Source organism: Streptomyces sp. NPDC104309, from assembly GCF_055584025.1.
In genome coordinates, this window is sequence record NZ_JBVJMV010000006.1 from 380,366 (window position 1) to 390,132 (window position 9,767).

Sequence of the window (9,767 nt, forward strand, 5' to 3'; positions counted from 1 at the left end):
CGTCACCGCGTTTCTGTCGTCGGATCGGTCTTCCGGCCCAAGCGGCGGCGGAAGCTCCGCTTACTGCTCCGCCGGACCGGCCGGCTCACGGGACTGTTCCATTTCCTGGGCGAGCACGGCGACATCGGTCATCACCTGGAGCACTCCGGGCAGTTCCGTGCCGTCGAGCTGCCGGTACTCGCTGCCGATGGTCACCACCAGCCGTTCGGGGAGCCCGAGCTCCGGATGGCGTCCCTCGCCGATGATCCGGCGGGCCGCCTCCAGCGCGGGGACCCCGGCTGCGTGGAAGGCGTGGGCGCGCTCACGCACGTACTCCAGATACACGATGTGATCGCGCACCCCGGCCGGGTCGAGGACGGGGCCGTGTCCCGGGACGATGATCTCGGCGCCGGTGGCCAGGATCCGTTCGCAGGCCGCGATCACATTGCTCAACGGCCCCGCCCAGTGCACGGGGTGGTCGCCGGGCTGGGCGGGCGTGGAGGAGAAAATGACGTCCCCACTGAACACGGCGCACTGAGCGGGCAGATGGACCATCAGGTCGCCGGTGGTGTGCGCGGACGGCAGGGCGGAGAGCTGGACCGGGTACTCCCCCAGGGTCAGTTCGAGCTCCCCGGTGAAGTAGGTGGTCGGCTGCACCGGCTCGGTCCGCGACCAGTCGAAGGGGCCGAAGTGGCGTCCGAGGTAGGCCCCGAGCGCGGTGGCCCGGTCACCGGTGGCGACGAGGGCGTGCTGCTGCTTCGGGGTGGGCTCGTAGTGGATGTGTTCCCGGGCCTCGCGGGTCGCGATGATCTCAGCGTCGGGGAGCACGCCCGCACCCCAGAAGTGGTCACCGTTCGCGTGCGTGACGATCACCCGGTCGATGGAGACGCCGTCGGGCAGCCGCTTCACGGATTCGGCCAGGAACTGGCCGGCCAGCACGGTGTCGTACGGGGTGTCGATCCAGAGGGCGCCGCGGGGCGAGACGAGCAGACCGCAGTTGGCCAGCCCCCAGCCCCGTTTCGGCGGGAGCCACGCGTACAGGCCCCGCCCCAGGTCAACGACGTCTCCACCGGTGATCGACATGGACGCGATTATGCCGACCGCGATCCGGCCACGCGTTCGAACTCGGCCACCATGAGGTCCCATTGGCGTGAAATCGCCGCTCGCACCGCCCGACATCGGCGACTCGGTGACCCTGCGAGACCAGCACCGCGCACCCATACAGGGCACCTTCCGGGCAATTGCTCCCAATTCACCCCGAGGCATCACTCGCCGCCCCGGCCACCTTCCGGGCTCCCGCCAAACAGGAATGCGCCGATTACCCACCGAGCATGGCCGAAAACAATCGCATCAACCCCTCCGGCGATAGCGCCCGACAGCGCTGTCGCCGGAGGTCCCGAAACGTCTCCTGCCGTTCCAGTCAGCGGACCTGGCCGCGTTCGAAGTAGGCGATCAGCTCCGGGTCGAGGGCCGGCACGTCGTACGGCGCACCGCCCTCGCGCAGGGAACGCGTCGCGAGCACACCGGCGGCGACGCTCATCCGGGCGGCGACCGGCGAGGTGTCGGTGATGCCCCCCTCACGCACGAACCGGCAGAACTCCTCCATGATCCGGGTGTCCCCGCCGCCGTGCGAACCACCGGCGTCCGGCACCCGGTAGGTGATGTCGGCGTCGCCTCGGTATCCGCTGGGTCCGGTGTTCCAGACCTTGACCTCGTCACCGGGGCCGTCACCGAAGTTCTCCAGCCGGCCCCCGGTGCCGATGACGGTGTAGTTCCGCCAGTAGTCCGGGGTGAAGTGGCACTGCTGGTAGGCGGCCACGACGCCGTTGTCGAGCTGCATGTTCATCACCGAGACGTCCTCGACGTCCACGATGTGGTGCAGGTCCTTACGGGCCGTCGGCGGCCAGTCGAACTCGCGCAGCCAGTTCGCCGGGCGCGGGGTGTCGGGCTCGCGGCGCGGCAGGTCGCCGTACACCAGGAGGTCGCCGAGCGCGTTGACGCGGCGGGTGTAGCCGCCTGCCAGCCAGTGCAGGACGTCGATGTCGTGGGCGGCCTTCTGGAGCAGCAGGCCGGTGGTGCGGGTCCGGTCGGCGTGCCAGTCCTTGAAGTAGTAGTCACCGCCGTAGCCGACGAAGTGCCGCACCCACACGGCCTTGGGCTCGCCGATGTCGCCTCGGGCGATGATGTCGCGCATCAGCCGTACGACGCCCATGTGGCGCATGTTGTGCCCGACGTACAACCGGGTTCCGGTCTCGTACGCGGCGCGCAGGACGTTGTCACAGCTCTCGACGGTGATGCCGAGCGGCTTCTCGACGAAGACCGCCTTGCCCGCCCGGAGGGCGTCGACGGCGATCGTCTCGTGGGTGTCGTCCGGCGTGGCGACAATGACCGCGTCGAGGTCGTCCCGGTCGAGGAGCTCCTTGTAGTCCTCGACCGCGACATCGGTGCCGAAGCGCTCGGCCTCACGCTGCCGCACCTCGGGGTCGAGGTCGCAGACGGCGGTGATCGCCGAACCCTCTGAGGGGTGGTGGGCGGACATCGCGATGGAACGGCGCAGGCCGAGCCCGATGACGCCGAGTCGCAGGTCTGACACGGTGGTCCCTTCTGTCTGTACTGGTGGTGCGGGCGTGTGCGCGGTGCTGGAGCGGGCGGCCGTACCGATGGGCGCGGCCCCGTCCGCGGTGGTACCGGCCGGGACTATTTACCGGCGAGCGACGCTTCGTACTCGGCGCGCACCTCGTCACCGCCGCGGGAGCGCCGGCGAACTCGGCTCCGCCGACCGGCTTCCGGAAGTCCTGGCGAAGTACAGCGCACCCGGCAGGCGGCAGAGCAGCAGCGCCCCGTCCCCCTTGAGACGGTGCCGGAGCGGCTGCCGTATTCGTATGCCTTGGCACTTCTTCCCGACGGGGTGATCCGCGTCGTCGCGGTCATGGGGCCGCGGCACAGGCGACCGCACGGCATGACCGGCACATCTGCCATCGTCACAGGCACCTCCAGGGCTGATGGAGCAAGGAAGCGTCCCGCGCATCCACGGAGGCGGCCCGCACCATCGTGGGTGTGGCCTGCGCTCCTTCGCGGCAACAGGCACATAGTTCACGACAGTGCACCCGGATGGCAAGACTTGTCCATTTCGCAGAGTTAACGAACATCTATTGGCATAGAAGTGCAGCGAACAGCCCATCAGGAGCCCTGGCCGACCAGAGCGGTTGCGACCACGCGGTGATCCTGGGTGCTCGATCACGCACTGAAGATCATCGCTACCGACATTCTCAAGCAGGTGCAGTCGGCACGGGTTCGCCCCTCTCGCCGCCTTCGCCCGACTTCGGTCACGCGCACACGAAAACGGCGGGCCGCCACCCGCGTGGTGACGGCCCGCCGTTCGGACGAGCGGTTCAGACGGCGATGACGGTGACGCCGGCCTCCGTGAAGCGGGCGGTCGCCTCGGGCGTGATCCCCTTGTCGGTGACCAGGAAGTCGACCTGCCCGAGATCGCAGACCCTGGCGAAGGCCCGCTTGCCGATCTTCGAGGAGTCGGCCGCCACTACCACCCGTTGCGCCTGCTCGGCGAGCAGTCGGTTGATACTGGCCTCACCCTCGTGGTGGACGTACGCGCCGCGCTCGGTGTCGATCGCGTTGACGCCCAGCACGGCGACGTCCAGCGTGATCTCGCCCAGCACCCCACTGGCCAGCGGACCCGTCAGCTCGTACGACTGCGGCCTGGCCACTCCGCCGGTCACCACGATCTTGATCTGCGGCCGGATCACCAGCTCGTTGGCGATGTTGAGGGCGTTGGTGACCACGGTCAGGGCCGGCTGACCACCCATCCCCGCCGCGGTGTCGCCGACGACATCGGAGCGCACCGCCAGCGAACGGGCGACCTCCGTCAGTGTCGTACCACCGGTCAGCCCCACCACCTCGCCCACGGCCACCAGCTCGGAGACGGCGCGGCCGATGGCCTGCTTCTCCGGGGCGTGACGGCCGGTCTTGTAGCGCAGGGCCAGTTCGTAACTGACACCGTGCGCGACCGCGCCCCCACGGGTACGCGTGAGCAACTGCTGTTCGGCGAGCTGGTCCAGGTCGCGGCGGATGGTCGCGGCCGAGACATCCAGCGTGGCGGCGGCGTCCTCGACGTCCACCCGGCCGTTCTTACCGACAAGTTCCAGCAGCGCGTTCCACCGGGTATCCCTGGACAAGAGAACTCTCCTCACGAACCCGGGCTTCAGGCACCCATCCCCTTGGGTACGGTCACCGGACACGCGCAAGCGTCGCACAAGGCTCCGCCCAGTCAAGCATCCTGCAAGCAGAATGCTTGATAATGCTCGTACACCGCGTATAGCGTGCGTAAACGAGCATCCCACTACCGGATACGGAGTGCAAAAGTGTCATTTGTCGAGATCGAGACGGCCAGTCAGCCGGAGTGCTGGCGCCGCGCCGCCGAGTTGGCCCAGACCCAGGCGGCCGTGCTGCCCGCCACCGGTGAGCGCATCGCGGTCGTCGGCTGCGGCACCTCGTTCTACATGGCCCAGGCCTACGCCGCGCTCCGCGAGCAGTCCGGTCAGGGCGAGTCCGATGCCTTCGCCGCCTCGGAGTTCCCCTTCGGACGCGGCTACGACCGCGTCGTCGCCCTCACCCGCTCGGGCACCACCACCGAGGTACTGGAACTGCTCGACCGGCTCCGTGGTGTCACCCCCACCGTGGCCATCACCGCCGATCCGAACACCCCGGTCATGACGTCCGCCGACGATGTCGTCGTGCTCGATTTCGCCGACGAGCGGTCCGTCGTGCAGACCCGGTTCGCCACCACCCTGCTCACCCTGCTCCGCGCCCACCTCGGTCTGCACACGGACGCCGTGGTCCGCGACGCGGAGACCGCGCTGGCCGAGCCGCTGCCCGAAGGCCTGCTGGACTGCACCCAGTTCACCTTCCTCGGTCGCGGCTGGACGGCGGGGCTCGCCAACGAGGCCGCGCTCAAGATGAAGGAGGCGTCGCTGTCCTGGACGGAGGCGTACCCCGCGATGGAGTACCGCCACGGCCCCATCAGCATCGCCACCACCTCCACCGCGACCTGGATGTTCGGCTCCGCCCCCGAGGGCCTCGCCGAGCAGGTCCTCGCGACCGGTGCCCGCTGGGTGGAGAGCGACCTGGACCCGCTGGCCGAACTGGTGCGCGTCCAGCGTCTGGCGATCGCCCGCGCCGCCGCCCGTGGACTGGACCCGGACAACCCCCGTCACCTGACCCGCTCGGTGGTGCTCGCGGACGCCTGACCGCCCGATGGACATCGTCGAGCGCACATTCAGCGATCCGGGCGGGAGCGCTCGCGGGAGTGCCCACGAAACCCCTCACGAAGCCCCTCACCCGGGCGTTCGCGAGGGGTTTCTCGCCATGCCCGCGCACGGCCCGGTCCGGAACGGCGGGGTCGGGGTGCTCGTCCTCTCCGGGTCCAGCGGGCGCATCGAGGACGAGCGGTGCCGCATCCTGGCCCGGGAGGGCATGACGGCCCTGTCGATCCGCTGGTTCGGCGGGCTCGGGCAGCCGCCCGGCATCTGTGAAGTCCCGCTGGAGACCTTCGCGCCCGCCATCGAGCTGCTCCGCGCGGGTGGCGCCCGACGGATCGGTGTCCTGGGCACGTCCAAGGGAGCCGAAGCCGCCCTGCACCTGTCCGTGCTGCTGCCCGGCATCGACGCCGTGGTGGCGCTCTCTCCCACGTCGGTGACCTGGGCGAACGTCGGCCCCGGCCGGGATGGCCGGAGCCGCCCGCACCGGTCTTCCTGGACCTGGCGGGGCGAGCCGCTGCCGTTCGTCCCTCTCGACGACTCCTGGGCGCGCGCCCGCGCGGCCGGCCGGCGTTCCGGTCGCCGTCCGGGGCTGGTACGAGCGCAGTCGGCAGACGTTCGCCGACCGCGTCGACGCGGCGACGATCGCGGTGGAGAAGGCCACCGCGGAACTCGTCCTTGTCGCAGGCGGCGACGATGCGATGTGGCCCTCGCTGCCCTGCGCCGAGGAACTGGCCGCCCGTCGCCGGACGGCCGGCCTGCCGGTACGGATGATCAGCGGCCCCGACGCGGGCCACCGCCCACGGTTTCCGGGCGAGAGTGCGGCTCCCGCCTCCACGTCGTTCCTGTACGGAGGTTCACCCGCGGCGGACACGGCGCTCGGGACGGAAGCCTGGCCCCATGTACTCGACGCGCTGCGCGGCGGTCGCCGGAGCGGAGCCTGACGCGCGTGCCGCCGCGGGGCGGACATGGGACGGGGCGTCAGGGCGGGGGACGCGGACGTGCGGGGGCCGGCGGGCATCCCGGCCCCCGGCCCCCGCACCAACGGCGCCGGTCCGGTCAGGACTCCTCGAAGTAGACGTCCAGGACCGCGTCGAGTTCCTCCTCCCACCGCTTGAGGTCGCTCCTGACCGGTGCCTCGACCTCGGCGTTGAACCATCGACGGGTCGACATGTGGACCGTGACGGTGAACCGGCGGCCGAACCGGGGTGTCTTCACCTCGACCGCGCCGATCTCGTCCCAGCCGAACTCGGCCTCCTGGTCGTCCAGCCGGAACGTGACGCCACCACGGTCCGCGGTGATCGATCCCCGACGATCGCTCACCTCGAATGCGGGGCCCTCTTCCGCCTCCTTGTCGTCGGCCGCGGCTTCGACAGCGGCCACCCCGGCGGCTGCCGCGTCCTCGGGCACGCTCTCCGCGACGGCATCGTCGGGGGCGACGGCACCGGGGGTCGGCTCCCCCGTCCGTTCCTGGTCTGTCTGCTCCTCGTCCGTGTGTTCCCGGCTTGTCTCCGGTTCGCTCGTATCAGGCTTTCCGGCAGTGACGGGGGCCGTGAGACCAGGGATGTACGCCGGGTCTGTCCCTGCGGCGTACCCGGGCTGAGTGTTCGGATCTATGCGCTGCTCCACGGCGGGCAGTATGGCCGACGAACCTGTACGAGACCAGTGACCACCGCGCCGTGCGCCCGTCTCGCCCCGCGGGAACCTCCGAACGCACCCTTGAACGCGCCCGATCACGCCGCCGGAAGTGTCTGGGCACGCACCTCGGAACGCGCCTTCCGCCACGGCTTCGGAAGCCCGTCACCGTCCCCGCGCGGCCAGAAGTTCCGTCACCTGGTCCAGCGGAAGCGCGGGAACGTGATGACCGGCCCGGCCCGTCATCGAGTGAGCGCCGGTGAGCACGTTGAGCACCGCCTCCTCGACCGACTCGACCACCGCACCGTAGAAGGGATCCATCCGGCCCCAGGGGACGAAGCGCATCGACTCGTACGGCGCGCTGCCGTCGTTCTCGGGAAACGTGCTGGTCAGCGCGGACGGATTGGCCGTGGAGAAGGCCAGGAAGAGGTCACCGGAGAAATGACTGCCGGTGGTGCCGGTGCGGGCGAGGCCCAGCGTCACCCGACGGGCCAGTGCCTTGCACTGCCCCGGCAGCAACGGCGCGTCGGTCGCCACCACCACGATCACCGAGCCCGCGCCGGGCGGCACCGGGCGCTCCCCACCGGGCGCCGGTTCGGCCGCGGGTGCCTCGACCGGATCGAAGAGCGTGCGGCCGACCGGCACGCCGGCCACGACCAGTTCGCTCCGCGCGCCGAAATTGGCCTGCACGAAGGCGCCGACGGTGTACCGGTCCTCGCCGTACTCCACCACCCGCGAAGCGGTCCCCGAGCCGCCCTTGAAGCCGTAGCAGCGCATGCCCGTTCCGCCGCCGACGCACCCCTCCTCGACCGGGCCGGAGGCCGCGGCGTCGATCGCGGACGCCGCGTGGCGGGGCTCCACGGCCGAGCCGTGGATGTCGTTGAGGTGGCCGTCCCAGGTCTCCGTGACCACCGGCAGCAGCCACTCCGGCGCCATGCCGCCGCAGTTGGCGCGCACCCAGTCGACCACGCCCCGGTGCACCGGTCCGACCGCGTACGTGTTGGTGATGACCACAGGAACGGCGAGCGAGCCGCTCTCCTCGATCCAGGTGGTCCCGGTCATCTCGCCGTTGCCGTTGAAGGAATGCCAGCCGGCCGCGCAGGGCGTGCCCACACCGTCGCGACCGCGCGGCAGCAGCGCCGTCACCCCGGTGCGTACGTCGTCGCCCTCGACGAGGGTGACGTACCCGACCTCGACTCCGGGTACGTCCGTGATCGCGTTCCACGGCCCCGGCTCCCCGGTCAGCGGGATGCCCAACTCACGTGCGCGCTTGCGGTCTTGGCCCATGCCTTGTCGGCTCATGCGGTCTTGGCTCATGCGGTCAGAGATTACGGGCACGGCCACGCGTCCGACGAGGCACGGGCCGACGCCTCCCGCCGACCGCGCCCCGGACGACCTGCTGGGTGACCGGCAACCGTTCTCGCGGCGTCCGCACGCATCACCCCGGAGTGTGCGCGCCGCGTCCTGTACGGCAGCGGTGAAGGGCGTCCGCCGCTCGACTACCCGGTGGGTGCGTCCGGCTCGTTCGCCACGGCGATCGCGGTGGCCACGAGGCCGTCCGCGACCAGCCAGCGGCCACGGAAGGCCGTAGGGGCCGCCGCTGCCCCCGTGGCCGGGTCCGGCGCCGTGGCGGAGACCAGCAGTTCGGCGGTGAAGGTGCCGTCCGTGCGCAGCACTATGTCGGCCTGTTCGAAGCCGAGCCAGCGGTGGGTGAGTGGGAACCACGCCTTGTAGACGCTCTCCTTCGCGCTGAACAACAGCCGGTCCCAGCGGATCTCGGGGGACGTCTCGCGCAGCCGGCGTTCCCGCTGCCGCTCCGTCGCGAGGGCGATGGTCTCAAACACCCCGGCGGGCAACGGGTCATGCGGTTCGGCGTCTATACCGACGGAGAGAACATCCGCCCGGCGGGCGACCACGGCACCCCGGTAGCCGGCGCAGTGGGTCATGCTCCCGACCACGCCTCGCGGCCATATCGGCGCCCCGCGTTCGCCCTTGAGAATGGGGACGGGTGCGAGACCGAGCTCACCGAGCGCGCGGCGGGCGCACCATCGTGCGGTGGTGAACTCCTTGCGCCGGGACTCCACCGCATTGCGGATCAGCTCTTCCTCGCCGGGGAAGAGAGCGGCGTCGGGCGGGTCCGAGAGCGCCTCGGCCACGGTCACCTGTGACGGCAGAATCTTCTCGATCATGTTCTCCCTCGCACCGTCGGCCGGTCCATCCCCCTGCATCGTCCCTGAAGCCTGCCCAAAGACTGCGGGGTTCTTGACGGTTCAGCGGTGCTTGGCCGATGTTCTCCCGTCGGGAATCCGTCCGCACCTGCCCAACTCATGACGAACCGGACCGATGGTCCTTCGACGTGCCGCTCGATGCGATGCCGCCTGGTGGTGGCGCTGAACGTCGCGTACAGCTTGGCCATGGCGGACCGCCGGTACGTGACTTCGAGAGCGGCTCCTTGCGCGTTCATCGCGATATTCAGGCCGCCGACAGCGATGCCGTCGCAACAAATGATCGCGAGAGCGGCCGGATAGTTCGGCGCCACGGCCAGTGCGAGCAGGAGCAGGCGCAGGCAGACGGCCGACAGGAAGGAGAGACGCCGGGATCCCAGCCGTCTCATGAGTATCGCCACGAGGGGAACGACGCCGCCGCGCCCGCACCGCAGGCCATCAGCAACAGGCCGAGTTCCGCTTCTGTCAGGTCGAGCCGCGCCGTGAGCGCGGGGGGCCGCGATGCCCAAGTGGCGTACTGGAAACCGAGAAAACAGAACAACGCTGCGATGGCCGGCTGTGCTAAGGGCTGTCCCGCAATCCGTGGTGGATCAGCGCGCGGCGTCAGATGCGGTGCATCGCAAGGCGGAGGGACGTCCGCATACTGGATGTATGC

At 70.3% G+C, this 9,767-nt stretch carries 8 protein-coding genes and 1 pseudogene; 2 read left to right on the forward strand and 7 right to left on the reverse strand.

Features of this window, described 5'->3' with window-relative positions:
* Positions 1-60: 60 nt before the first annotated feature.
* The 3 genes from ACZ68L_RS12170 to ACZ68L_RS12180 form a co-directional block, all read right to left on the reverse strand.
* Positions 61-1,062 carry an MBL fold metallo-hydrolase gene (locus ACZ68L_RS12170; RefSeq protein ID WP_469576391.1) on the reverse strand — a complete coding sequence of 334 codons (1,002 nt, stop codon included), beginning with the start codon at positions 1,060-1,062 and terminating at the stop codon, positions 61-63.
* A gap of 337 nt (positions 1,063-1,399) precedes the next feature.
* Positions 1,400-2,572, reverse strand: a complete 1,173-nt coding sequence (locus ACZ68L_RS12175; RefSeq protein WP_469576393.1) for a Gfo/Idh/MocA family protein — start codon at positions 2,570-2,572, stop codon at positions 1,400-1,402.
* A 799-nt stretch (positions 2,573-3,371) separates the two neighbouring features.
* Entirely contained in the window at positions 3,372-4,172 is an 801-nt protein-coding gene (locus ACZ68L_RS12180) for a DeoR/GlpR family DNA-binding transcription regulator (RefSeq protein WP_469576395.1), read from the reverse strand.
* Positions 4,173-4,358: 186 nt separating this feature from the next.
* Here ACZ68L_RS12180 and ACZ68L_RS12185 point away from each other — a divergent pair, with 186 nt between their 5' ends.
* Both ACZ68L_RS12185 and ACZ68L_RS12190 read left to right on the forward strand, forming a co-directional pair.
* Positions 4,359-5,243, forward strand: a complete 885-nt coding sequence (locus ACZ68L_RS12185) for an SIS domain-containing protein (protein ID WP_469576396.1) — start codon at positions 4,359-4,361, stop codon at positions 5,241-5,243.
* Between the two features lie 476 nt (positions 5,244-5,719).
* Positions 5,720-6,196, forward strand: a complete 477-nt coding sequence (locus ACZ68L_RS12190; RefSeq protein WP_469576397.1) for an acyl-CoA thioester hydrolase/BAAT C-terminal domain-containing protein — start codon at positions 5,720-5,722, stop codon at positions 6,194-6,196.
* A gap of 115 nt (positions 6,197-6,311) precedes the next feature.
* On the opposite strand, the gene ACZ68L_RS12195 is transcribed toward ACZ68L_RS12190, so the two are convergent.
* The 4 genes and pseudogenes from ACZ68L_RS12195 to ACZ68L_RS12210 all read right to left on the reverse strand — a co-directional run.
* Entirely contained in the window at positions 6,312-6,881 is a 570-nt protein-coding gene (locus tag ACZ68L_RS12195) for a hypothetical protein (protein ID WP_469576398.1), read from the reverse strand.
* A gap of 171 nt (positions 6,882-7,052) precedes the next feature.
* On the reverse strand, positions 7,053-8,174 hold the full coding sequence (locus ACZ68L_RS12200; protein ID WP_469576430.1) for a DmpA family aminopeptidase: 1,122 nt from the start codon (positions 8,172-8,174) through the stop codon (positions 7,053-7,055).
* Between the two features lie 212 nt (positions 8,175-8,386).
* Positions 8,387-9,076, reverse strand: coding sequence for a 4'-phosphopantetheinyl transferase family protein (locus ACZ68L_RS12205; RefSeq protein WP_469576399.1), 690 nt, complete (start codon positions 9,074-9,076; stop codon positions 8,387-8,389).
* 197 nt (positions 9,077-9,273) lie between these two features.
* Positions 9,274-9,692: pseudogene (locus tag ACZ68L_RS12210) on the reverse strand (MFS transporter); the annotation flags it as partial.
* Positions 9,693-9,767: the final 75 nt, after the last annotated feature.

What these genes read in the sequence shown, in the direction of transcription:
- ACZ68L_RS12205 (WP_469576399.1), bottom strand. Translation starts at nt 9,076, where the DNA reads ATGATCGAGAAGATTCTGCCGTCACAGGTGACCGTGGCCGAGGCGCTC.
- ACZ68L_RS12170 (WP_469576391.1), bottom strand. Translation starts at nt 1,062, where the DNA reads ATGTCGATCACCGGTGGAGACGTCGTTGACCTGGGGCGGGGCCTGTAC.
- ACZ68L_RS12200 (WP_469576430.1), bottom strand. Translation starts at nt 8,174, where the DNA reads ATGGGCCAAGACCGCAAGCGCGCACGTGAGTTGGGCATCCCGCTGACC.
- ACZ68L_RS12190 (WP_469576397.1), top strand. Translation starts at nt 5,720, where the DNA reads ATGGCCGGAGCCGCCCGCACCGGTCTTCCTGGACCTGGCGGGGCGAGC.